This is a genomic window from Nocardia suismassiliense (assembly GCF_900269665.1).
In the GTDB taxonomy this organism is placed as follows: Bacteria; Actinomycetota; Actinomycetes; order Mycobacteriales; family Mycobacteriaceae; genus Nocardia; species Nocardia suismassiliense.
Genome location: NZ_LT985361.1, coordinates 6,356,889 through 6,379,478, shown reverse-complemented (window position 1 = coordinate 6,379,478; position 22,590 = coordinate 6,356,889). Strand labels below are relative to the sequence as shown.

21 protein-coding genes are annotated in these 22,590 nt (G+C 67.3%); 14 read left to right on the top strand and 7 right to left on the bottom strand.

Going from position 1 to position 22,590, the window contains the following annotated elements; genetic code table 11:
* Positions 1–7 precede the first annotated feature (7 nt).
* Positions 8–1,057, bottom strand: coding sequence for a 3-oxoacyl-ACP synthase III family protein (locus DBO33_RS28170; RefSeq protein WP_107657772.1), 1,050 nt, complete (start codon positions 1,055–1,057; stop codon positions 8–10).
* A 551-nt stretch (positions 1,058–1,608) separates the two neighbouring features.
* Between DBO33_RS28170 and DBO33_RS28165 the strand changes: the two genes are divergently transcribed.
* Positions 1,609–3,102: a flavin-containing monooxygenase gene (locus DBO33_RS28165; protein WP_107657771.1), complete on the top strand. Its 1,494-nt coding sequence runs from the start codon at positions 1,609–1,611 to the stop codon at positions 3,100–3,102.
* An 8-nt stretch (positions 3,103–3,110) separates the two neighbouring features.
* Here the strand turns inward: DBO33_RS28165 and DBO33_RS28160 are convergent, their stop codons facing one another.
* On the bottom strand, positions 3,111–3,776 hold the full coding sequence (locus DBO33_RS28160) for a TetR/AcrR family transcriptional regulator (RefSeq protein ID WP_107657770.1): 666 nt from the start codon (positions 3,774–3,776) through the stop codon (positions 3,111–3,113).
* A gap of 133 nt (positions 3,777–3,909) precedes the next feature.
* Here DBO33_RS28160 and DBO33_RS28155 point away from each other — a divergent pair, with 133 nt between their 5' ends.
* The gene (locus tag DBO33_RS28155; RefSeq protein WP_107657769.1) at positions 3,910–4,785 is read left to right on the top strand and encodes a metal-dependent hydrolase; all 876 of its coding nucleotides are present in this window, start codon (positions 3,910–3,912) and stop codon (positions 4,783–4,785) included.
* A 41-nt stretch (positions 4,786–4,826) separates the two neighbouring features.
* Positions 4,827–5,852, top strand: coding sequence for a PDR/VanB family oxidoreductase (locus DBO33_RS28150; protein WP_107657768.1), 1,026 nt, complete (start codon positions 4,827–4,829; stop codon positions 5,850–5,852).
* 67 nt (positions 5,853–5,919) lie between these two features.
* Here the strand turns inward: DBO33_RS28150 and DBO33_RS28145 are convergent, their stop codons facing one another.
* Positions 5,920–6,597, bottom strand: a complete 678-nt coding sequence (locus tag DBO33_RS28145; protein ID WP_107657767.1) for a TetR/AcrR family transcriptional regulator — start codon at positions 6,595–6,597, stop codon at positions 5,920–5,922.
* 172 nt (positions 6,598–6,769) lie between these two features.
* Here DBO33_RS28145 and DBO33_RS28140 point away from each other — a divergent pair, with 172 nt between their 5' ends.
* From DBO33_RS28140 to DBO33_RS28130, 3 genes are all read left to right on the top strand, one after another.
* Positions 6,770–8,341, top strand: coding sequence for a succinic semialdehyde dehydrogenase (locus DBO33_RS28140; protein WP_107657766.1), 1,572 nt, complete (start codon positions 6,770–6,772; stop codon positions 8,339–8,341).
* A 31-nt stretch (positions 8,342–8,372) separates the two neighbouring features.
* Positions 8,373–9,203, top strand: coding sequence for an SDR family NAD(P)-dependent oxidoreductase (locus DBO33_RS28135; protein WP_107657765.1), 831 nt, complete (start codon positions 8,373–8,375; stop codon positions 9,201–9,203).
* A gap of 104 nt (positions 9,204–9,307) precedes the next feature.
* Positions 9,308–10,384: a S8 family serine peptidase gene (locus DBO33_RS28130; RefSeq protein WP_107657764.1), complete on the top strand. Its 1,077-nt coding sequence runs from the start codon at positions 9,308–9,310 to the stop codon at positions 10,382–10,384.
* Between the two features lie 14 nt (positions 10,385–10,398).
* Here the strand turns inward: DBO33_RS28130 and DBO33_RS28125 are convergent, their stop codons facing one another.
* Positions 10,399–11,211, bottom strand: a complete 813-nt coding sequence (locus DBO33_RS28125) for a putative protein N(5)-glutamine methyltransferase (RefSeq protein ID WP_107657763.1) — start codon at positions 11,209–11,211, stop codon at positions 10,399–10,401.
* Between the two features lie 111 nt (positions 11,212–11,322).
* Entirely contained in the window at positions 11,323–12,192 is an 870-nt protein-coding gene (locus DBO33_RS28120; protein ID WP_107657762.1) for a YdcF family protein, read from the bottom strand.
* A gap of 244 nt (positions 12,193–12,436) precedes the next feature.
* Here DBO33_RS28120 and DBO33_RS28115 point away from each other — a divergent pair, with 244 nt between their 5' ends.
* From DBO33_RS28115 to DBO33_RS28085, 7 genes are all read left to right on the top strand, one after another.
* A complete protein-coding gene (locus DBO33_RS28115; RefSeq protein WP_107657761.1) occupies positions 12,437–13,288 on the top strand; it encodes a bifunctional 5,10-methylenetetrahydrofolate dehydrogenase/5,10-methenyltetrahydrofolate cyclohydrolase in 852 nt (283 codons plus the stop codon).
* Positions 13,289–13,480: 192 nt separating this feature from the next.
* A complete protein-coding gene (locus tag DBO33_RS28110) occupies positions 13,481–14,815 on the top strand; it encodes an MFS transporter (protein WP_107657760.1) in 1,335 nt (444 codons plus the stop codon).
* A 77-nt stretch (positions 14,816–14,892) separates the two neighbouring features.
* On the top strand, positions 14,893–15,612 hold the full coding sequence (locus DBO33_RS28105) for a GntR family transcriptional regulator (protein WP_107657759.1): 720 nt from the start codon (positions 14,893–14,895) through the stop codon (positions 15,610–15,612).
* 126 nt (positions 15,613–15,738) lie between these two features.
* Positions 15,739–16,281, top strand: coding sequence for a thiamine pyrophosphate-binding protein (locus tag DBO33_RS28100; protein WP_107657758.1), 543 nt, complete (start codon positions 15,739–15,741; stop codon positions 16,279–16,281).
* Between the two features lie 2 nt (positions 16,282–16,283).
* Positions 16,284–16,874, top strand: a complete 591-nt coding sequence (locus DBO33_RS28095; protein ID WP_107657757.1) for a thiamine pyrophosphate-dependent enzyme — start codon at positions 16,284–16,286, stop codon at positions 16,872–16,874.
* Entirely contained in the window at positions 16,871–18,250 is a 1,380-nt protein-coding gene (locus tag DBO33_RS28090) for an aldehyde dehydrogenase family protein (protein ID WP_107657756.1), read from the top strand. Before DBO33_RS28095 ends, DBO33_RS28090 begins: the two co-directional genes overlap by 4 nt.
* A complete protein-coding gene (locus tag DBO33_RS28085; protein ID WP_107657755.1) occupies positions 18,247–19,380 on the top strand; it encodes a mandelate racemase/muconate lactonizing enzyme family protein in 1,134 nt (377 codons plus the stop codon). Before DBO33_RS28090 ends, DBO33_RS28085 begins: the two co-directional genes overlap by 4 nt.
* Before the next feature lie 9 nt (positions 19,381–19,389).
* Here the strand turns inward: DBO33_RS28085 and DBO33_RS28080 are convergent, their stop codons facing one another.
* Together DBO33_RS28080 and DBO33_RS28075 are read right to left on the bottom strand one after the other, a co-directional pair.
* Positions 19,390–20,145, bottom strand: a complete 756-nt coding sequence (locus DBO33_RS28080; protein ID WP_159080573.1) for a hypothetical protein — start codon at positions 20,143–20,145, stop codon at positions 19,390–19,392.
* Positions 20,146–20,316: 171 nt separating this feature from the next.
* Complete coding sequence (locus DBO33_RS28075) at positions 20,317–20,742, bottom strand: MarR family winged helix-turn-helix transcriptional regulator (RefSeq protein WP_107657753.1); 426 nt, start codon at positions 20,740–20,742, stop codon at positions 20,317–20,319.
* An 84-nt stretch (positions 20,743–20,826) separates the two neighbouring features.
* On the opposite strand from DBO33_RS28075, the gene DBO33_RS28070 reads away from it, so the two are divergent.
* Positions 20,827–22,584 (top strand): ABC transporter ATP-binding protein, encoded by a 1,758-nt coding sequence (locus DBO33_RS28070; RefSeq protein ID WP_107657752.1) that lies wholly within the window; start codon positions 20,827–20,829, stop codon positions 22,582–22,584.
* Positions 22,585–22,590 lie beyond the last annotated feature (6 nt).

Sequence of the window (22,590 nt, the reverse complement as noted above, 5' to 3'; positions counted from 1 at the left end):
GCTGACCTCAGACCTTCAGAGACGAGATGGTGGTGGACAGGAAGCCGGTCACGATGCCGGAGGCGGCGGGAATCATCAGCAGCTTCGAGCCCGCCGGGATGTTCTGGTCGCTGAGCTGATCGTGCAGGACGATGAAATGCGAAGTGGTGGAGGTGTTTCCGTACTTCTCGATGACCCGTAGATCCGGCGGCATCGGGGTGCCGAACTCGCGCTCGCAGATGGCGTTCATCCAGGGGATCGCGGCCGCGCCGAACTGGTGGTGGATGACGTAATCGAACTTCTCGTCGGCGAAGGTGCGTCCGCGCGCCTGGAGATAGTTGATCTGGCTGTCGGTGCCCAAAAGGAAGCGGTCTTCGTTGTGCATTTTGCGGTTATCGGTGTACAGCGCAACACCCTGGCTCTTGTCGCTCGGCATGCCGAGGCACAGCTCGGAGTACTCCGCTGCCGTCATCATCTCGATGTAGTGGATCTTGTCGTTGTCGTCGACCGCCTCGTCGAGCACGACCGCGGCGCCCGAGTCGCCCACCGACAGCGACGCGAACTGCAGATCGTATTTCTCGGAAATCTCGGCCACCGCGGTGTCGGCGATGGGAGTAATGGCCTCACCGCTCACCACCATGCCGTTGCGCACCGCCCCGGAGCGGATCATCCGGTCCAGAATGTAAGTGCCGGTGAGCATCCCGGCACAGGCGTTCGACACGTCGAAGGTAATCGCGTTCTTCGCCCCGATAAGGCGGCTTATCGAACCGGCGAAGGACGGCTCCATGTAGATGCGGCTGCCGTGGTTGCTCCGGGTGATCGAGGTGGAGATGATCACGTCGAGCTCGGCTGCTTCGTATCGCGACCTGGACAAACAGTCTTCCGCCGCCTTCATGGCGATCGCGAAGGAGTCCTCGTAGCTGTCCGGGTTCGTATCGTGCACCCGGCGCTCTTTGACGCCGGTGATTTTCTCGAGATCGAAAGACGGCGGTTCCTTCAACCGGGAGAGCAACTCCTGGGTGGTTACGATATTCGAAGGCAGATAGGCGCCGATGGATTCGAATCGTGAATGCGACACGCGCGCTCCTGGAAATCGTGGAAAGAAACGGTTCCGGATCGTCTCTGATCTTCGGTGCGACGGACACTACCCGACGGTAACTACGAATGCCTATGGCTCAGAAGTGGGGGCCGATCACTGTGCAGAAGTACATGTTTCGTGAAGTATCACTAACTGGTGACCGACTGGCTATGGAGTGCTGGCGGGGTGGATTCGGGGCGAATAGTGCGGGTTGCCAATGGTTTCCGGGGCTGGTGCGGCGACGCGGAACGGGGCTGTGCATCAGGTCGTCGCCATAGATCGGCTAACCGATGGCTACCCTAGTGTTCTGCTGGAACTATGGGTGGCGTGCCAGGGCGATGTGAGTGACTTCACTGCGAGTCGTACAGTTGAATACCCCGCTCGGCACACGCTAGGTCGTACAAGACTCAACTATGTTGCGGCCGAACAGAACCCGCACAGGGCGGCATTCGCGGTGATAAAGGGGTGCCCGAGTCGTGGGCGGAGGCACGCCGGAATACTGTCTGGGTCGTTAGGCTGGGGCATTCCGCCGACTAGTCGAGGAGATAGCGATGACCACCGCTACTGAGCACGTCGATGTGCTCATTGTCGGAGCCGGACTGTCCGGTATCGGCGCGGCCTATCACTTGCAGCAGGCCTTCCCGCAGCGGACCTACACGATCCTGGAGGGCCGCGACGCGATCGGCGGGACCTGGGATCTGTTCCGCTATCCCGGAATTCGCTCCGACTCCGACATGTACACCCTGGGCTACCGATTCAAACCGTGGCTGGGCGACAAGTCGATCGCCGACGGCGATTCTATCCTCGACTATGTGCGCGACACCGCCGCGGAGCACGGCATCGACCGGCACATCCGCTTCGGGCATCGCGTGCTGCGCGCCGAATGGTCGTCGGTGGACAACCGCTGGACCGTGCAGGCCGAACGGACCGACAGTGGCGAGACGGTCGTGCTCACCGCGGGCTTCCTGCTGTCCTGCTCCGGTTATTACGACTACGACGCGGCCTACACCCCGGACTTCCCCGGCGTCGAGCGCTTCACCGGACCTGTTGTGCACCCGCAGTTCTGGCCCGAGGACCTGGATTACGCGAACAAGAAGGTGGTGCTGATCGGCAGCGGCGCCACCGCGGTCACGCTGGGTCCCACGCTCACCGAGCAGGGCGCGCACGTGACCATGCTGCAGCGCAGCCCTAGCTACATCGTCTCCCGGCCCGCCCGCGACGCCCTCGCGATGAAGCTGCGCCGCCGCCTGCCGCCGCGCGCGGCCTACGCGCTGATCCGAGCCAAGAACGTGGCGCTGGCCACGACGGTTTATCAACTGAGCCAACGCTATCCGGCGTGGGTGCGCGAACGCATCCGCGGCTACCAGGAACGCTGGCTGCCGCCGGGCTACGACATCGATACGCACTTCACGCCGAGCTACAACCCGTGGGATCAGCGACTCTGCCTGGCGCCCAACAACGATTTCTTCCGTGCCATCCGCAAGGGCAAGCTGGACATCGTCACCGATCGCATCGAGACCTTCACCGAGACCGGGCTGCGGCTGGCCTCCGGTGCGACGCTGGACGCCGACATCGTCGTCACCGCAACAGGATTGAACCTGCTCGCCTTCGGCGGCATCGACCTCGCGGTGGACGGGCGGCCGGTGACCCTGTCCGACAGCATGGCCTACAAGGCGATGATGCTGTCGGATGTACCGAACTTTGCCTACATCATCGGCTACACCAACGCCTCGTGGACGCTGAAGGCCGATCTGGTGTCGGAGTATCTGGTTCGGTTGCTCCGGCACATGTACGCGCGCGGTTATGCGCGCTGCACGCCGGTGCGCGACCCGTCGGTCGGTGCGGAATCGTTGTTCCTGAATTTCAATCCCGGATATGTGCAGCGGGCCGCGAGTCACTTCCCGATCCAGGGCGACCGTGCGCCGTGGCGATTACGGATGAACTATCTGCGCGACATGATCACGTTGCGGCATGGATCGATCGCCGACGACGCGCTGCTCTTCGAGCGGGCGGAGCGAACCGAGCCGGTGGCGGCGCGGGACTGAGCCGAACGCTAGGCCTCGGTGATCACCGAAGACCGGGCCCGCGCAATCTGTTCCAGCACGGTCGCGGCGTGCTCGTCGAATCGGGCCCGGGAGACCGGTATTTCACCGTCCAGCCAGGGCCGGTAGAGGTAGGCGAGCGCGCCGAAGATGGCGCTCGCGTTGAGTGCGTTGTCGTACTCGTCCGGTGCGGACCGGGAGTAGTCGCCGGCGCCGATCGTCAAGGCGATCGGCGCCGTGAATAAGCCGATCAGCTCGTTCGCCCGCGGCATCAGCACCGGGGTGGCCTGCGATTCGACGAACATGATCCGGCCGCGCCTGCGGTCTTCCACCAGATAGTCGGTGAATATGCCGACCAAGTGGCGGAACATGGCGTCGCGCTCGATCGGCGCGGTGGGTAGCGCGTCGAGTAGTCGGTCGCGGGCGCCGAGCACGACGGTGTCGAGCACGGTGGTGAGCAGCGCGTCCAGATTCGGGAAGCTCTCGTAGAAATAGCGTTCGGTCAGCCCGGCCTGCCTGCACACCCCGCGCATCGAGGTCTCGGCGGCGCCGACGGTGCCCATGAGCTCGGTGCACGCCTCGATGAGCTGCTCGCGGCGGCCGGCGACCCGATCGGCGGGTGACCGTCCGCGCCAGCGGCGCATGCCCGGGATCGACCCGTCGTCTTCGGCGACCATGGCGCCATCCTCTCACACCGTCTTGTAGACATCGGATGATGTTGACAGCATCTGATGTCAGCAATAGATTGCCAGCATGCCGGGCCGCAATCCCAGGCTGTAGGGCTTCGCCGATCAGAGATGAGGATGCGAGATGGGCTCCACCGTCTATGCCGATCAGGCGCACGCGATCAACGCCCGCGAGGTGAGCTTCGACTTCGACACGGTGCCGATGCACTACATCCCCGGCGAGGTGATGGCGACCCACATCATCAACGTGATGCACCTGGTGTTACCCGAGGGCGAGCGGGCCATGGCGCAGGCGCTGGCCGAGGCCCTGCCGCTGATCGACGACGAGCGGCTGCGCGAAGAAGTACGCGGGTTCATCGGGCAGGAGGCCATGCACGCGAGTTCGCATGAGCTGGCCAGGAAACAACTCGAGCGGCTCGGCCTCGACGTGCGTCCGATGGTGGAACGTGTTGCGTGGCTGGTCGATCGGGTGCTCGGCGACCACGGGTTGTCCGGACGCGCCAAGCACGCGTGGCTGTGTGAGCGGCTGGCCCTGTTCGCCGGGATGGAGCACTACACCGCCGTCATCGGCGAATGGCTGCTGACCAACGACACTTTCGTGCGGAAGGGGATGCATCCGGCGATGCTGGATCTCATCCGCTGGCACGGCGCGGAAGAGGTCGAGCACCGCAGCGTGGTCTACGACGCGTACATGTATGTCGACGGTGGCTACGGCCGTAAGGCCAGGCAAGCGGTGATCGCGAGCACGGGATTGCTTGTGCTGTTCGTCATTTCGGGCGGCTACCTCTTCCACAAGGACCCCTCGCCGCACAAGGGCAGATTCTGGCCACTACAGCTGGCCAGTGCCTCGGTGCGCGGCGTCGTGCCGAGCTTCACCACCTTCTTCACCGAGATTCCCCGCTATCTGCGGCCGGGTTTCCACCCGTCGCAGCTCGGGCCGATGGACAACGCGCTGCGCTACCTCGCCCAGTCGCCCGCGGCTCGGGCGGCCGTCGCGTGACGGCCGTCGAGGAGGGGTATCGGCCGGGGCCGGGGCTGCGGATGATCGCGACGGTGGCCGACGCGTACAAGCGTGTCTTCGCCGAAGGGGATGCGGCGCAGCTGCTTTCGCGGCCACAGCCGGTGCGGCACACCGGGTACGACTTCACTGTCGTCATCGATCGGATCGAGCAGGCGGCCGACGAGGTGGTCAGTGTGCTCCTGACCGATCCGGACGGCGGCCTGCTGCCCGCATGGACGCCCGGCGCGCATCTGGACGTGTTCCTTCCGTCGGGGCGCCAGCGGCAGTATTCGCTGACCAGCGATCCGGCCGATCGGCGGCAGTATCGAATTGCCGTGCGCTACATCGCCGATGGCGGCGGCGGATCACGCGAGATCCACGAGCAGCTGCGGGTCGGTGACCGGCTGGCGGTGCGTGGGCCGCGCAACGCCTTCCCGTTCATCGAGGCGCCGCAGTATCTGTTCGTCGCCGGCGGCATCGGGATCACGCCGATCCTGCCGATGGTCGCGGCGGCCGAGCGGGCCGGAACGCGTTGGCGGCTCATGTATCTGGGCCGCTCGCGCGCGCGGATGCCGTTCCTGTGCGAGTTGGCGTTGCTCACCGGCGGCGACGTGGTGGTCCGCCCGGACGACGAATTCGGCATGCCGGACCCGCGCATGATCTTCGAGCAGGCACCGACCGGTGCCGCGGTATACGTCTGCGGCCCACCGCCATTGGCCGAGGCGGCGCGCCAGGTGTTGTCGCTGCACGATCCGACGGCCTCGCTGCACACCGAGCGGTTCTCACCGGTGCCGGTGCGTGATGGCGCGCCCTTCCGTATCCGGCTGCGCCGCAGCGGCACCGAGGTCGACGTTGCGGCCGACGAGTCCGCGCTCGCCGCGATCCGGCGGCAGCTGCCCGGCATCGCCTACTCGTGCCAGCAGGGATTCTGCGGCACCTGTCGCGTCGGTGTGCTGGCGGGAGAGGTCGACCATCGGGACCGGTTCCTGTCGGACGGTGAACGTGACCGCACCATGCTGACCTGTGTATCGCGGGCCCGCGGTACCGAACTCGACCTAGACCTGTGAACTCGGCGATCAACGTCGCTCGCCGAGTTCGCGGGTCAGCTACCCGCTGACCCGCAACTGTCCATAGTCACGGCGCAGCCGGGAAGATCCCCGGCAGCTGCAGCGCGTATTCGAGATCGGTGCGGGTGCCGAGGGTAGTCAGCAGTACGCGGATCATCGTGAGCCGTGCCGCGGCAACCGTTTCCGCGTCGGGCCCGGCCCCCGGCTCGGTGCCCGCGGAGATGCGGTAGACCACGTACTCGCAAACATGCAGTGCCGCATCGAGATCGAGCGGACTCGGTACCGGACGGCCGAGCTCGGTGAACGTCTCGCGGACCAATCTGCGGATATCGTCCAGTGCCCGTTCCCGATACGCCGACACCGGCGAGGCCGGATCGTGCAGCTCGGCGAACAGCGGCCGCAGCATCGCACCGTGACCCCCCGCCCAGTCGAGGTAGGCGTCGATCAACCGGATGCCGAGCTCGACGGGTTCGTCGGTGCCGGTCAGCGCCACCCGGATGCCCTCGACCAGACCGTCGTTCGAGGTGTTGAGCAGCACGTGCAGCGGCTCGGTCGCGTTGCCGAAGTAGCGGTAGAAGGTCGGCCGGGCCAGCCCGGCCTGCTCGATGATCTGCGCGACGCTCAGCCCGCGCGAGCCGTTGCGGGTGAACACCTCGGCGGTGGCGAGCACGATCCGGGCGCGGACCTCTTCGGCCTGCTCCTGCGTCTGCGGCGGCCTACCGCGCCGCGTGGTCGCCTCGGTCATCGCAGCACTCGGCAGACATGGTGCTGCTTCACAGCGAGCAGCCTGCCGGGTCTGTGTTCCATGACCAAGAGCTTGACACGAGGTGTGGCACGCCTATTAATCTAACACTAGTGTTCAGTTAAAGGCGGATGGGCGCACGGCTCGTCCGACCGTCCTATCGAGAGGGCCGACAATGACGACCGCCCCCCAGCTCGCCGCGGCAGACGCGTTGCCATCGTCGCTGGTCCAGTCCCTGCTCGACGGTGCGACCGCGGGCGGTGCGCCCTCGGTCGAGGTGTTCGCCCCCGCCACCGGGCAGAAGATCGCCGACCTCCCGCAGTCTTCGGTCGCCGATATCGATCGGGCGTTCGCGACGGCTCGCGCGGTGCAGCAGGAGTGGGCGCGCCGCCCGATCCGCGAGCGCGCCGCGGTGCTGCGCCGCTTCCACGACATCGTGCTCGCCGAGCAGGACGCCATCCTCGACATCGTGCAGACCGAGACCGGTAAGTCGCGCGCGCACGCTTTCGACGAGGTCGGCGATGTCGCCGTCAATGCCAGGTACTACGCGCAGGTCGCGGCGAAACTGCTCGCCACCCGCAAGCCGCGCGGTGTGCTGCCGGTGCTGACCCAGGTCGACGTGCGGCACCGGCCCAAGGGTGTGGTCGCGGTGATCTCGCCGTGGAACTACCCCCTCGCGCTGGCCGCCTCCGACGCGCTGCCCGCCCTGGTCGCGGGCAACGCGGTGGTCGCGCGCCCGGACAACCAGACCGCGCTCACCGCCCTGTGGGCGATCGACGCCGCCGAGCGGGCCGGCCTGCCGCGCGGCCTGTGGCAGGCGGTGCTCGGGCGCGGCTCGGTGATCGGGCACGAGGTGATCGGGCGCGCGGACTACGTCGACTACACCGGTTCCAGCGCGACCGGCCGCACCATCGCCCAGCAGGCGGGGGAGCGGCTCATCGGCTACTCCCTCGAACTCGGCGGCAAGAACCCGTTGGTGGTGCTCGCCGACGCCGACGTGTCCCGGGCGGCCAAGATCGCGATCCGCGCCTGCTTCGCCTCGGCCGGGCAGCTGTGCGAATCGATGGAGCGAATCTATGTGCACGACAAGGTGTATGACCAGTTCGTGGCCGAATTCATCGAGCACGTCAAGGGTATCGAGCTCGGCGGCGGCCTGAACTACGACAGCGACATGGGTTCGCTCACCTTCCCGCGCCAATTGGCCACGGTCCGTGCGCATGTCGAGGACGCGGTGGCCAAGGGCGCCACGGTGCTGGCCGGCGGCCGGGCGCGGCCCGACCTCGGCCCGTACTTCTACGAGCCGACGGTGCTGAGCGGCGTGCGGCCCGGCATGACGGTGTATCGCGAGGAGACCTTCGGCCCGGTCGTCTCGATCTACCGGGTCGGCAGCGACGACGAGGCCGTCGAGCAGGCCAACGACACCGCGTACGGCCTCAACGCCAGCGTCTGGACCAAGGACATCGCCCGCGGTCGCGAGGTCGCGGCGCGCATCAACGCCGGTTCGGTGAACGTCAACGAGGGCTTCATCGCGGCCTGGGGCAGCGCCGACGCGCCGTCCGGCGGCCTCGGCATCTCCGGCACCGGGCGCAGGCACGGCGCCGAGGGGCTGCTCAAGTACATCGACACCCAGACCATCGCGGTGCAGCGCATGCTGCCGATCGCGCCGCTGCCCGGCATGTCCGAGGAGCTGTGGGCCAAGACCATGACCTTCTACTTCGGCCTGATGAAAACACTGCGGCAGAAGTAACTTTCAGCGACATCGACAGGGATAGGGACGGATGAAACTCGACACGGTTGCGGGCAAGAAGGTTCTCGTCACGGGCGCCGCGATGGGCCTCGGCAAGCTGTTCGCCGAGCGCGCGGTGCGTGAGGGCGCGGCCGCGGTGGTGCTGTGGGACATCAACGAGGTCGCCCTGAAGGAGACCGCCGCGGAGCTCACCGGTCTCGGCGGCACCATCCATCACTTCGTGGTCGACGTGTCCGTGCCCGCGGCCATCACCGAGGCGGCGGAGTCGGTGCGTGCCGAGGTCGGCACCATCGACATCCTGGTGAACAACGCGGGAATCGTGCGGGGCAACAACTACTTCTGGGAAACCGGGAACCGCGCCGACATCGAGAAGACGATGGCGATCAACGCGCACGCCCCGATGTACGTCACCCTCGAATTCCTGCCCGCCATGGTGGCCGGTTCGACCGAGGCCAGGGTGCTGACCATCGCCTCCTCCGCAGGGTTGGTGTCGAATCCGCGGATGAGCGTCTACGCCGCCTCCAAGTGGGCGGCGCTCGGCTGGTCCGACTCGGTGCGCATCGAACTGGAGCAGGCGGGCCACGACCACGTGAAGGTCACCACGGTCTGCCCGACCTACATCAACACCGGAATGTTCGACGGCGCAAAGGGTTTCCTGTTCACCCCGATCCTCGAGCAGGACGCCGTGGTCGACACCTCCTGGCGCGAGATGAAGAACGGTAACCCGCTGGTGATCCTGCCGTGGACCTCCCGCCTCAACAAGGCGCTGTCGGGCATCCTGCCGATCAAGTTGCGCGACCTGTTCCTCAACTCAGTCGGCGTCTACCACTCGATGGACGAATTCACCGGCCGCAAGAAGTAAGCGACCGCCGTCAGCAACCGTTCAGTAACGCGATGTCCTCGGGCCGGGATGAAGTCAGCACACGCCCGGCCCAAAAGATCGGGCATCGATTCTTGGAGCAGACTATGCGGACCAAGCGCAGCTGGACCTCGATGACGCTCTGCCTGACCGTAAGCACGATTGCCGCGACGGTGGTCGCACTGGCCACCCCCGCGAATGCGGCGACCAATGATCCCCTGTTCGGCAAACAGTGGGGTCTCACCCAGATCAAGGCCACCCAGGCTTGGCCGACGAGTACCGGCGCCGGTGTCGTGATCGCGATCGTCGACTCCGGCGTCGACCTGGACCACCCGGATCTGCAAGGCAAGCTCGTCCCCGGCGCCACTTTCACCGGATGTCCCGACGGACAGCGGCCGTGTGGCAACGGCGACTGGAAGGGGCCGGACGGCGTCGGCTCGACCATCGACGTGCACGGCACCCACGTGGCGGGCATCGCCGCCGCGGCGACCGGCAACGGCATCGGTATCGCCGGGGTCGCACCGGACGCGCAGATCATGCCGGTGAAGGTGGTCGAGAACATCGGCACCTACGAGGACATCGGCGAGGGCGTGCGCTGGGCGGTCGATCACGGCGCGGACGTCGTCAACCTGAGCTTGAGCGGGCTGCCCAACGACCAACTGCTGGCCGTGATCGGGATCGAAAAGCGACTGTCCGATGCGATCGCCTACGCGGTGAGCAAGGGTGTCGCGGTCGTCGCCGCGTCGGGCAACACCTCCCTTCCGCTGTGCCTGGATCCCGCGTTCACCCGTGACGTGATCTGTGTGGTCGGCACCGACCGCCAAGAGCTCAAGGGCTGGTACTCACACTTCGGTCTCAAACCGGATCTGAAGATCGTCTCGGCTCCCGGCGGTGCGGGACTGATCAATTGCGATGACAACGTGTGGTCTTCGGTCCCGCGGGGGACCGGGACCGGCAGCTGCGGTCAGGGCGACTACGACGCGGTCGCCGGGACGTCGATGGCAAGCCCGCACGTCGCGGGTGTCGCAGCGCTGCTGGCCGCGCAAGGGCGGAGCGTGCCGGATATCTACAGCGCCATCCTTCGCACCGCGCGTACGCCGTTCGTCCCCGGTCCGCTGCGTGGGGTCTACACCCCGTTGTACGGGTACGGCATCGTCGACGCCGCGGCAGCAGTCGCGGCATAACGGAGCGCCGGAAGCTACGCCCCGTCGGTTGCTCTGGTTCCGATCACGACGGTGGCGTAGTGCTCGTCGGATTCGGCGATCCGGCCTGCGAGCCCCTGCTCGGTGAGCACCGCGATCGCCGCGGGAGCCTGCTCCTCACTGGACTCGACCAGCAGATGACCGCCCGGGGCCAGCCAGGATCGAGCACCTTCGGCGACGCGGCGGAAGATGTCCAGACCGTCGGGTCCGCCGTCGAGGGCGCTGCGCGGTTCGTGATCGCGGGCCTCCGGCGGCATGTGCGCGATCATCTCGGACGGGACGTAAGGGGTGTTGGCGAGCAGGATGTCGATGCAGCCGAGCAGTTCCTCGGGTAGTGGTTCGAAGAGGTCGCCCTGATAGACCGGCGCGCCGAGCGGGGTGAGGTTGCGGCGGGCGCAGTCGACGGCGATCGGGTCGATATCGGCGGCGGCAAGCGTCACGGCGGTGTGCTCGGCGGCCAGGAGGGTGGCCAGCGCCAGCCCCAAAGCGCCTGAGCCACAACACAAATCGACCACGACCGAATGCCGGTGCCGCGCTCGGGTCAAGCGGGCCGCCTCTTCCACCAGGAACGCGGTGCGCTGCCGCGGCACGAAAACACCCGGGGCGACCGCGACCCGCAGCCCGTGGAACTCGGCCCAGCCGAGCAGATACTCCAGCGGCGTGCCTGCGACCCGCCGCGCGACCAGGTCGTCGAGGTCCGCGCCGGTTTCCGCGGCGGCGGCGGTGAGCAGGCGGGCCTCGTCCTCGGCAAAAACGCAGCCCGCCGCGCGTAAGGACGCGACCACTTCTTCGGTACTACCTGCTGCCATCACTCGGCCATCCTGCCGTGCGCGGACCGGGCGCAGCCAGCGAATTTCCCCGTGATCTCGCTCGCCCGCCGGGGATCCGCACCCTCGTGCGGACCCCGGGCGCGGGCGTGCTCAGCGCGAAGTGGCCAATTCGAAGGTGCGCGTGGCATCGAGATAGATGCCCCGCTGCGACTGCCTGGCCGGCGGCGGCAACTGGGAGACCAGCTGCTCCAGCGAGGTGGTCGCGCCGACCACGGTGGTGCCCGCCACGATGAAGTCGGCGACGGCGCGCCGGATGTGGTTGGGCGAAGTGACGACCACCGCGCTCGTCGCGCCGACATCGCGCAGCAGCTTCGTGCTGAACAAGGCGTTCTGCACGGTCGACCCCGCGCGACCCTCCACGTGGATCCGGTTCGGGGGCACGCCGTGGCCGATCAGCCAGCCTGCCATCGCGTCCGCCTCGGTGATGCCGTTCTGCGGGTTGCCGCCGGTCACCACGATGGGGGACAGCGGCGAGGCGATCGACTGCAGCCAGGCTGCGGTCAACCGGTTCACCAGTTCCGGGCGCAGCGCGCCGTCCGGCAGCAGGCCGTAGCCGAGCACGACGATGCCGGTCTGCGGTCCGACCAACGCGGGCAACGGATTCGGCAACGTGCCGACCGCCGCGCCGATGGCGTTGAGCACGTGGTTGGTGCCCGCCGCCTTGCCGGGGTCGACGGCGTTGAGCCGCGCCATCGCGTCGGCGAGTGCAGGCAGGTCACCCGCGTAGTGCGACCAGATGGCCTGCAGTGACAGCGCGTCGGCGTCGGCGGGGTCGGCGCCGATCAGGGCGCGCAGGTCGGCGCGGCCTGCGACGTCGTTACCGTCGGTGAAGTTGCGCTGGGCGGAGTTGTAGAGGTCGTCGGTCACGTCGGCCTGGGCCGGGACGCCGGCCAGGCCGGTGAGGGTGATGGCCGCGAACAACGCCGCGGCTAGCTGTTTCGAGTGCCTCGAGATCTTCACTACAGTCGACACCTTTCCGCGAAAATGCTGTTGATCAGCGAGCTGAACGATCTGCAAGAAACGGGTCTGGCACGTGCTGGCAGTTAGCCATGGGCAAGCAGGGATCACGATACGGCGGGGTGATCTGGAAATCGCGTATTAGCCGGGCGGATTCTGCGGCTTATTTCTGGCATCGGGACAAACCGGGCGGGCTTGCCGGGCGCAGTCGCGGCGGCCCGCGCGGCCCCGGATAAGGTATGACAGCGTGGATACCGTTTCGCTGACCGGCAAGGAACTCGCCGCCGCCATCAACGCCGACACCAAGCAGCGCGCCGCCGCTCGCACCGAGGCGGGCGCCGCACCGCGCCTGGCCCTGGTCGTGGCGACCGACGACCCGGCCAGCGCCTGGTACGTGAACTCGCTGCGCAAGGCCGCCGAGCGTCTCGGAATCGCCTGCGACACCGTGGATCTCGGCGCCGACGCGAGCGCGGACACGATCCGTGCGGAGCTCGCGGCGCGCAGTGCGGACAGCGCGACCGATGCGATCATGCTCCAGACCCCGCTGCCCGCCGGCATCTCCCTCGACGACGTGAGCTCCGCGATCGTCGCGACCAAGGACGTCGACGGCGTGAGCCCGCTCTCGCTCGGCCTGCTCGCCTCCGGGCTGGACGGCTTCGTGCCCGCCACCGCCGAGGCGGTGGTCGAGTTGCTGAAGCGGCACGAAATCCCGCTCGAGGGTCGGCATGTCGCGGTCGTCGGCCGCTCGAACATCGTCGGCAAGCCGCTCGCCCAGCTGCTGCTCGCCGAGAACGCCACCGTCACCGTCTGCCATTCGCGGACCACCGACCTGCCCGCGGTCACCTCGGCCGCCGACATCGTGGTGGCCGCGGCGGGACGCATCGGCCTGGTCACCGGTAAGCACGTGCGCGAGGGTGCGGTCGTCATCGACGTCGGCACCAACGAGGCCGCCGACGGCGGCATCATCGGCGATGTCGACGCGGAGTCGGTGCGCGGCAAGGCCGCCGCCCTCAGCCCGGTGCCCGGCGGCATCGGGCCCGTCACCACCGCGCTGCTCATGCGGCACGTCGTCGTTGCCGCAGAGAACGCGAGCAGCTGACAGGCCACAGCAACGCAGACCGACGGCCGGTCCGGGAACATCCCGGACCGGCCGTCGCCGTTTTCTCGACACGTCAGCGAAAGTCTTGTGCGCCGCGTCACAGCATGAGTAGCATGCCACTCATCAAGTGAGACATGTTACTTATCTAGGTGGCATGCCATCACAGCTGGCTCTGTGCTGTGGAGGAAAGAGATGAATAGTTCGATTCCCCGGGTCGAGGGGGACGTGCTGCAAGCGAACACCATCCGGAAGATCACCCGCCGGATCGTGCCGTTGCTGATGATCGGCTACATCGTGAGCTACATCGATCGGATCAACATCAGCTTCGCCAAGTTCGGCATGGAGGAGACGTTCGGCATGACCGCGACCCAGTACGGGTTCGCGGCGGGCATCTTCTTCGTCGGTTACGTGCTGGCGGAGGTGCCGAGCAACATCATCATGAACAAGGTCGGCGCCCGGATCTGGCTCAGCCGAATCCTGTTGACCTGGGGCATCATCGCCACCTTGACCGCGTTCGCGACGAGTGTCGAGATGGTCTACGTGCTGCGTTTCCTGCTCGGCGTCGCGGAGGCGGGCTTCTTCCCCGGCATCCTGGTGTATCTGACCCGCTGGTACCCGAATGCCCAACGCGCCAAGGTGATCTCGACGGTGATGGTAGCCATCCCGGTGGCCAGTGTGCTGGGCAGTCCGCTCAACGGCTGGATCCTCGACACCTTCGACGGCGCACTGGGTTTGGACGGCTGGCGCTGGGTGTTCGTCGTCGGCGGCCTGCCCGCGGTGCTGCTCGGCGGCGTCTTCTTCGTCGCGCTCACCGAAACGCCAAGGGAGGCAAAGTGGCTCAGCGAGGCCGAGCGGACCTGGTTGGTCGAGACGCTGGCGGCCGAGAACGCCGAACGTGCGCGCACGGCACCCGCCGGTCATCTGGCGGCGCTGCGGAACAAACGCGTGCTCGCGCTGTGCCTGGCCTACTTCCTGGTGCTGTGCGGTGCGTATCCGCTGGCGTACTGGATGCCGACGGTGGTCAAGGAGGTCGGTGACGGGCTGAGTAGCACCCAGATCGGCTGGTTGTCGGCGGTGCCGTTCCTGCTGGCCGCTATCGGGATGGACGTCACCGGCCGGCTGGGCCGGGCTGAGGGGGCGTCGCGGCCGGTGCTGGTCGCCCTGGGCATCTCGGTGGTCGCGTTCGCCATCACGGCGTTCGCGCTCGGGTCACCGCTGGTGGCGTTCGCCGCGATCACGGTGGCCACGATGGCCGCGCAGACCGCGAAACCCCTGTTCTGGTCGGTGCCGACGGCGTATCTGGCGGGCGCGGGCGCGGCCAGCGGTATCGCGCTGATCAACTCGCTCGGCAACGCGGCCGGGTTCGTCAGCCCGTATGCGTTCGGCTGGATCAAGGACTTCTCCGGCGGGCGCACCGGTTTCGCCATCGCCGTGATGATCATGGCCAACGTCGGCGCGTTGCTCGTGATCGGCGTGATCGCCGCGCGTTCCAGGCCACGTCGCGCCTCGTCGGTGGAGACTGTCTGAGCGACTATGCTGGGGAATCGCCCGGGGACGGTGTGCCACGGGCGATTTCCCGTTGCTCTCGGTCGTGAAGAGGTGCCTTGTCGCAGGATGCGGTAGACAGCAAGTCCGAGCAGATCGCTGCCGAGATCAGGGACGCGATCCGGCAGGGGCGGCTCGAGCGCGGCATCCTGTATTCGTCCCGTGAGCTGGGCGAGCGGTTCGGCGCCTCGCGGACGCCGGTGCGGGAAGCGCTGTTGAAGCTGGCCGATCTGGGCCTGGTCAAGATCGAACGCAATCGCGGCGCCAGGGTGCTCGGGCAGGACGGGCGCGGCATCGTCGACCTGTGCAGCCTGCGGGTGCTGCTGGAACCGCCCGCCTGCCGCAGTGCCGCCGCAGTGCTGACCAGCCGCGACGACGAAGCCATGCTGGCCGAGTACCGGATCATGGAACGGACGGCCGATGGCGGCACCGAATACTTCGCCGCCGACGAGCGGCTGCACGAGCTGATCCTGGAAGCCAGCGGTAATCGCAGGCTGGCCAAGGTGGTCAACGAGCTGCGGCAGACGCTGGCCCTGGACGGCAGGCACAGCGTGCCGCGGTATCAGACCGTCGACACCGCGCTGAAAGACCACTGGGCCATCATCGATGCACTGCGTAAGCGCGACGGCGTCGGTGCCGAGCGCGCGATGCGCAAACACCTGGTGCGCTCGGGTGATCTGCTCGTCGCGCACAGCAGCGACGACAACCGCGGCCTGGTCGCGGAGTGGCGGCGGTGGGTCTCGGTGTCCGTGCCCGAGGGCGACCAAGTCATCTACTGACAGTCCCGGCCGAATCCTGATCGGTGTCACGCATATTTGAGTGTTGCATGCTACTCATGATGAGTAGTATGTTGCAGACACCAAAGGGGCTGCGTTCGAGCAGCCGGTCCGGCGAAGGGACATTCGGTGAATTCCAACTCGTATGCGGCGTCCGTCGCCAGTGGTATCTGGGCGGCGGAGGTCGATCTGGTCGGTTATGTGCCATCGGTGAGCGTGGCACCCGTCATCACGGCGCTGGTCGACACCAGCGGCGGCGCCGCGGGCAGCTCCGAGCGGGTGTTCCCGCTCTCCAGGGAAGAGGAGGCGGCCGGGCTGATCGGCGCGCTGCCGCTGACCGGCAAGCTCGGCGCGATCGTCATGCAGGACAACGGTTTCGGTAACGCGCTCACCGCGCTGACCACGTTCAACGTGGCCTACCACCTGCCCATGCTGATCGTGGCGAACACCCGCGGTGGGCTCGGTGAGTACAACTCGATGATCCACACGTTCAGTCAGCACGTGCCCCGCGTGCTCGAACAGTTCGGGATTCCGTTCTTCGAACTCGACCGGCGCAGTGGACCTGCGGATTGGGAGGCGGTGGTCACCGAGGCCGGGGTGCACGCGCGCATGACTTTTCGTCCGGTGGTGGTGCTCGCGCACTTCTGGTCGACCGACGGCAAGGCGGCCTGATCGTGAAACGTATTGACGCACTGCGGATTATCGCCGCACAGACCGGTGACCTGCCGGTGGTGGTGACCTGTGCTGCCTCGAGTAGAGAGCTGGCGGCGGTCGCGGATCGGCCGAATCATCTGTATCTGCTCGATGCGATGGGGTTGGCGGGTTCCGTCGCGACCGGCATTGCGCTGGGGATCGCGGACACGGCGGTGCCGAAGGTGGGGACGATCGAGGGGGACGGATCGTTGCTGATGAACCCGAATGTGCTTGCCACCGGCGGCTTCCTGCGGCCGTCGAAGCTGGTGATGGTGTTGCTGGACAACGGGGTGTACGGCGCGACGGCCAATTTGCCGACCTACGGCGCACGCATCGATCTGGGTGAGCTGGCCGCCGCGGCGGGCTGGACAGTGCGACGCGCAGCCGATCCCGAGGAGCTGACGGCACGGTTGGGCGAGGTGCTGAGTCTGGATGGCCCGGTGTTTCTCCATGTGCGCATCGCGGTGGGCAATGCCACCGATGTGCCGAAGCTGCTGCAGAACCCGGTGATTCTCGGGCGGCGCTTCCAGGATTGGCTCGCGTCGCGCTCGGCCGAAAAGGCGGTCCGATGATCACCACGATCAATCCCGCCGACGGAAGCCCCCTCGAGGCCTACGCTTTCACGTCCGATCATCAATTGTCCGCGCTGCTCAATCGAGCCGTCGCGGCCGCACGTCGCGTGGCCGACGAACCGATCACGGACCGGGCCGATCGGCTGCGCCTGCTCGCCGCCCGATTGCGGGCCGACTCCCACACTTTCGCGCTCCTGATCACCACCGAGATGGGTAAACCGATCGGCCAGGCCATCGCCGAGATCGAGAAGTGCGCGTTCACCTGTGACTACTACGCCGATCGCGTCGCCGAACTCCTTGCACCGCAAGCGGTCGACGTATTCCCCGACAGCGGGCAGATCCGCATCCGGCCGCTCGGCGTGCTCTTGGCGATCATGCCGTGGAACTATCCGTTCTGGCAGGTCTTCCGGTCCATGCTGCCCGCGGTCGCGATCGGCAACACCGTGCTGCTCAAGCACGCCGACAATGTCACCGGTTGCGCGCTGGCCGTGCAGCGGCTGTTCGACGAGGTGTACGGCACGGGCGTGCTGACCAGTGTGGTGCTGCCGCCGGAGCGGATCGGTGCGCTCATCGACGATCCGCGCATCGCGGCGGTGGCGTTCACCGGCAGCAATCGGGTCGGCGCGATCGTCGGCGCCAGGGCCGGGCAAGCGGTCAAGAAGGTCGTGCTGGAGCTCGGCGGATCCGATCCGTTCATCGTGCTGTCCGACGCCGAGGTGGCCGACGCGGCGGCGGCAGCGGTGCGCTCCCGCTTCCTCAATGCCGGGCAGAGCTGCATCGCCGCGAAGCGAATCATTGTGGAGCAGAGCATCTTTGCCGAGTTCACCGAGGCGATGGTGGCCGAACTCGGCAAGCTGGTGGTCGGCGATCCGACGCTGCCGGGTACCGATATCGGCCCGATGGCCCGCGCCGACCTGCGGGACGAGTTGCGCAGGCAGCTGACCGCGACGGTGGCCGGCGGGGCCGAGGTATTGATCGGCGGTGCCGGCGATACCGGCCCGGGCGCCTGGTTCCCGCCGACCATCGTCGCGGTGCCCGACACGTATTCCGTTGCCTTCCAGGAGGAAACGTTCGGCCCGCTCGGTGCGGTGCTTCCGGTCAAGTCGGCGGCCGCGGCGCTGGCCGCCGCCGAGACCTCGGCGTACGGCCTCAGCTGCTCGATCTGGGGTCGTGACCTCGGGCGGGTCGAACAACTGGCGGCCAGGGTCGCGGCGGGATCGGTGTTCGTGAACCGGATCTCCGAGTCCGACCCGCGCCTGCCCGTCGGCGGGGTCAAGGCCAGCGGGCACGGCCGGGAGCTGAGCAGCTACGGCGCAACGGAATTCGCCAACATCCAGGCGGTACGCACCGCCCCATCCGCGAGGAGCACTCGATGACCATCACTCGAATCTCGGCCCGCGTCGTCGGCATTCCGGTCGACAAGCCGACCCGGATGTCCAACCGCGACTTGACCGATCGGCACTACGTGCTGGTGGAGGTCACCGACGACACCGGCGCGACCGGACTCGGCTACACCTATGCCGGAACGAGCGGCGGCACGCTCACCAAATGCGCGGTCGACGACGTGCTCGCGCCGGTCTACCTCAGCGCCGACCACAATGACGTGCACGGACTGTGGGGCCGCGCGTATCAGGAGGCGCTGCTCGCCGGCCGTCGCGGCGCGGTGCTGCGGGCCCTGTCGGCCATCGATATCGCGCTGTGGGACCTGCGCGCGAAACGCGCCGGGCTACCCCTGGCCAGCCTGCTCGGCGGTGCGACGACCCCGCTGCCCGCCTACGCGTCCGGCGGCTACTACCGACCCGACGAGGGTGAATGGACCGACGCCGTCCGCAAGGAGATCGAATTCAATGCGAGCCAAGGGTTTACCGATCACAAGATCAAGGTCGGCGGACTGAGCGTGGCCGAGGACGCGCGCCGGGTCGCGGCCGCGATCGAGGCGATCGGCGACACCGGCCGGCTCGCCCTCGACGCCAACAACGCCTACCGCTCGGTGCACGAAGCACGCACGGCCATTCAGGCTTTCGAGCGGGCGGCAGGGGAGCGGGAGCTGTGGTGGTTCGAGGAACCGCTCGGGCCGGACGCCATCGCCGGGCACGGCGAACTCGCCCGGCAGATCCGCACACCGGTCGCCACCGGCGAAATACACCAGACCCGTTGGGAATTCCGGCAACTCATCGAGGCGGGCGCCGCGTCGATCCTGCAGGCCGACGCCGGAGTGGTCGGCGGGGTCACCGAGTGGTTGCGGGTCGCGCACGCCGCCGACGCCTTCGGCTTGCAGATGGCGCCGCACTGGCATCACAACCTGCACGTCCACCTGTGCGGCGCGGTGGCCAATACGCTGGTCGTGGAGTATTTCGCGCTGGAGAAGGGCATCTACAACTTCGAACTGCTGCTCACCCCCGAGACGCGGCTGCGGTACGGGGCCAACCAGGTGCAGGTGCCGTCGCGGCCGGGGCTCGGGATCGAGCTGGACGAGGAAGTCGTCGCCAAGTACGAATTCGCCTGAGCGTCAGGCCTATTGGCCGGGACTGATGGCGCTGATGAGGGTGCGCCCGCCCTCGGTGGTGGTGGTGACGAGCTGCGGGTTGTAGGTGACCGGCGGGCGTCCTGGCCGGTTCTCGGTCACCACCACCATGTACTGGCCCGCGAACGCACCAGGGGTGATCGCGACGCAGTAGGTGGTGCCCGCGGGCACGCTGTCGATGCCCCGCTGGATGGCCGCCGCGGGCTCGACCGCCGCGTCCGGGGTGGTCGCGGCGCGAGCCTCCTCGCCGGAACGCGCGACGTAGTACGCGTGCTGGAAGGCGAAGATCGCGCCGGGGCCTGAGTCGAAGTTGCCGGGGTCGTTGCCCTTGATGCGATTGCCGACCCGCTCGGCCGTACATTGGGTGGCCGAGGAGGCGGCGGGCTCGCCGATCCGGGGTGGATTGGTCGCGGCCGTGGGCGGTTCCGCGTCGCCGCCGAAGAAGAATACGACGGCGGCGGCGGCCAAGGCGGCGACGCCGAGCACGCCGAGCAGCGGCACCGCCCAGCGGCGCGGCGAACGATTCCGCTTGGACCGATCGATCAGCCCACTGAACTCGTCTTCGAAGTAATCGGGTTCGTAATCCGGCTCCGGTTCCGGCGCGGGCTGCCGGTCCACCCAGTCGGAATAAGTACCTTGGTACCGGTCATCCGGTGCGTACCGTTGTTCCGGCACACCAGGTTTCATCATTTGCGGCCCCCGCCCATAGTCGTATCCGGGCTGTGAGCCCATCTCCGGTCGATCCATCGCCCCACCTTCGTCAGGTCATATCGCCAGGTTATCCGCACCGTTCCCGAAATGCAGCAACGTGTAGACGCGTATGTCCAGCCGACTTCGCCGTCGCTCCGGGCAGAATACTGCCCGTTTGCTGCCCGAGGTGTAGGCCGGGTGGTATCCGGCCGGTAAGTCCGGATTGCGCTAGCAGGTGGCGGAATCGAGGGTGGCCAGCAGGTCTCGCAGGGTTTCGCGCTGGTCGGAACTGAGGGTGGCGAACAGTTCTTCGGCAGCCTCGCGGCGGGCGTCGGCCATCCGGGCGAGAGTGGCCTGGCCGGCGGGCGTCAGGGTGACCAGGGTGGCGCGGCGGTTGTCCGGGTCCGGGGCGCGGGTGACCAGGTCGGCGGCGGCGAGGGCGTCGACGAGGGTGGTGGCCGAGCGGGGCACGATGCCGAGGCGGTCGGCCAGGTCGGTCATGCGCAGCGGTTCCGGCTGGTGACCGATGATGCGCAGAGCGCGGGCCTGAGCCGGGGTGAGGCCGAGCGGGGCGAGCTTGCCCACCTGGTTACGCCGGATCCGTTTGGCCGCGCGCAGGAACAGTTCGGGCAGGTCGGTGTCGGCGGACTCCATGTTTCTGAGCATAACTCATTGTTTCGGGAACAATTATGAGTCATGCTCAGTTTCATCACGTAGTTCCCTCGGAAGGAGGCGCCTTTGCAGCCCCCGCATCAGCTTCGCCGGATCGTCCGGCTGTTCCGGCCCTACCGGGCCCGGCTGGCCCTCGTGGCCGCTCTCGTTTTTCTCTCCTCGGTCGTCGCGCTGGCCTCGCCGTTCATGCTGCGCGCCGTGCTCGACGACGCACTGCCGCACGGGCGCACCGGACTGCTCACCCTGCTCGCCGCGGGTATGGTCGCGGTCGCCGCGCTGACCAGCGTGTTCGGCGTGCTGCAGACCTATATCTCGACCACCGTCGGCCAGGACGTCATGCACGACCTGCGGTCCGCGGTCTACGCGCAACTGCAGCGAATGCCGTTGTCCTTCTTCACCAAAACCCGCACCGGTGAGGTGCAGTCGCGCATCGCCAACGACATCGGCGGCATGCAGTCGACCGTCACCTCCACCGCGACGTCACTGGTCTCGAACTTCACCACGGTGGTCGCGGCGGTGATCGCGATGATCGTGCTCGACTGGCGGCTCACCATGGTGTCGCTGGTCATGCTGCCGTTCTTCGTCTGGATCAGCAGGCGGGTCGGCAGTGAACGCCGCAAGATCACCGGGCAGCGGCAGGAAAAGATGGCAGGCATGTCGGCGATCGTGGAGGAGTCGCTGTCGGTGAGCGGCATCCTGCTCGGGCGCACGATGGGGCGCTCACCCGCGCTGGTCGACAGTTTCGCGCGGGAATCGCGCGGGCTGGTCGATCTGGAGATTCGCGCGAGCATGGCGGGGCGGTGGCGGCAGTCGACCATCACGATCGTCATGTCGGCGATGCCCGCGGTGATCTACTGGGCGGCGGGGCTCGCCGTCACCACCGGGAAGCCGCTGGTGTCGATCGGCACGCTGGTTGCGTTCACCACCTTGCAGACCACGTTGCTGCGGCCGATGGTGCAGTTGCTGTCCACCGGGGTCGAGGTGCAGAGCTCGATGGCGTTGTTCGGCAGGATCTTCGAGTATCTGGATCTGAAACCCGATATCGAGGAGCCTGTTCGGCCGGTCGCGCTCGGGAAGGTCAGCGGGGCGGTGCGGTTCGAGCAGGTCGGGTTCTCGTATGGGGCGCAGAGCCGGGATGTGCTGAGCGACATCGACATCACCGTTCCGGCCGGGTCGAGTTTGGCCGTCGTCGGTGAAACCGGTTCCGGGAAGACCACTCTCGGTTACCTGGTGGCCCGGCTCTACGACGTTAGTTCTGGGCGGATCACGATCGACGGGAAAGACGTGCGGGACTTGTCCTTCGCTGATCTCGCCGCCGCGGTCGGTGTGGTGTCCCAGGAGACCTACCTGTTGCATGCGACGGTTGCGGACAATCTGCGCTTCGCCAAACCCGATGCGACAGAACAGGAGCTACACGAGGCGGCGCGTGCCGCGCAGATCCACGAGCACATCATGAGCCTGCCCGACGGCTACGACACCCTGGTCGGCGAGCGCGGTTACCGGTTCTCCGGTGGGGAGAAGCAGCGACTCGCCGTCGCCCGCGCGGTGCTGCGCAACCCGCCGATCCTGGTACTGGACGAGGCCACCAGCGCGCTCGACACCCGCACCGAGCTGGAAGTTCAGCAGGCCATCGACGCGCTCTCGGCCGACCGCACCACCATCACCATCGCGCACCGGTTGTCGACTATCCGGGATGCGGATCAGATCGTCGTGCTCGACCACGGGCGCGTGGTCGAATGCGGGTCGCATGAGGAGTTGATGGAGCTCGAAGGTCGTTATGCCGCGCTGCTCTCCCGCGACGACGCGTTGAGCGCTGCGGCTTGACGGATC

Excerpts from the sequence above, each read along its gene's own strand:
- DBO33_RS28165 (WP_107657771.1), top strand. The coding sequence starts at position 1,609 with ATGACCACCGCTACTGAGCACGTCGATGTGCTCATTGTCGGAGCCGGA.
- DBO33_RS28160 (WP_107657770.1), bottom strand. The coding sequence starts at position 3,776 with ATGGTCGCCGAAGACGACGGGTCGATCCCGGGCATGCGCCGCTGGCGC.
- DBO33_RS28155 (WP_107657769.1), top strand. The coding sequence starts at position 3,910 with ATGGGCTCCACCGTCTATGCCGATCAGGCGCACGCGATCAACGCCCGC.
- DBO33_RS28150 (WP_107657768.1), top strand. The coding sequence starts at position 4,827 with ATGATCGCGACGGTGGCCGACGCGTACAAGCGTGTCTTCGCCGAAGGG.
- DBO33_RS28145 (WP_107657767.1), bottom strand. The coding sequence starts at position 6,597 with ATGACCGAGGCGACCACGCGGCGCGGTAGGCCGCCGCAGACGCAGGAG.
- DBO33_RS28140 (WP_107657766.1), top strand. The coding sequence starts at position 6,770 with ATGACGACCGCCCCCCAGCTCGCCGCGGCAGACGCGTTGCCATCGTCG.
- DBO33_RS28135 (WP_107657765.1), top strand. The coding sequence starts at position 8,373 with ATGAAACTCGACACGGTTGCGGGCAAGAAGGTTCTCGTCACGGGCGCC.
- DBO33_RS28130 (WP_107657764.1), top strand. The coding sequence starts at position 9,308 with ATGCGGACCAAGCGCAGCTGGACCTCGATGACGCTCTGCCTGACCGTA.
- DBO33_RS28125 (WP_107657763.1), bottom strand. The coding sequence starts at position 11,211 with ATGGCAGCAGGTAGTACCGAAGAAGTGGTCGCGTCCTTACGCGCGGCG.
- DBO33_RS28110 (WP_107657760.1), top strand. The coding sequence starts at position 13,481 with ATGAATAGTTCGATTCCCCGGGTCGAGGGGGACGTGCTGCAAGCGAAC.
- DBO33_RS28090 (WP_107657756.1), top strand. The coding sequence starts at position 16,871 with ATGATCACCACGATCAATCCCGCCGACGGAAGCCCCCTCGAGGCCTAC.
- DBO33_RS28085 (WP_107657755.1), top strand. The coding sequence starts at position 18,247 with ATGACCATCACTCGAATCTCGGCCCGCGTCGTCGGCATTCCGGTCGAC.
- DBO33_RS28080 (WP_159080573.1), bottom strand. The coding sequence starts at position 20,145 with ATGGATCGACCGGAGATGGGCTCACAGCCCGGATACGACTATGGGCGG.
- DBO33_RS28075 (WP_107657753.1), bottom strand. The coding sequence starts at position 20,742 with ATGGAGTCCGCCGACACCGACCTGCCCGAACTGTTCCTGCGCGCGGCC.